This window comes from Bradyrhizobium sp. MI1.3 (genome assembly GCF_055811695.1).
Genome location: NZ_JBVVPQ010000309.1, coordinates 1 through 261 on the forward strand (window position 1 = coordinate 1; position 261 = coordinate 261).

Genomic DNA, 261 nt, shown 5'->3' on the forward strand with positions numbered 1-261 from the left:
CAGCATGAGCCGCTTGGCGAAGCTTGCCGCCGGCCGGCCGCCGAGCGCCAACCCCAAGTGATGGACGATGTATTCCAGCCGTGCCGTCCGGCGCCGTCGAAGCGGGACGATGTCTTCTCCGAACCGCTCTGCGAAGATCCGCCGGCGGCAATGCGGCACCTCACATGCGAAGCGCCGCGTGAGCAATCGGAGGCGCACCTTTCTGCCCGCTGATGGCAAATCGGCAACGTGCCGGACGTAGCGGCTATGGATGCGGCCCGA

At 67.0% G+C, this 261-nt stretch carries 1 pseudogene; it reads right to left on the reverse strand.

Features of this window, described 5'->3' with window-relative positions:
• A pseudogene (locus AC0L3A_RS41135) lies at positions 1 to 261 on the reverse strand (ISL3 family transposase); the annotation flags it as partial.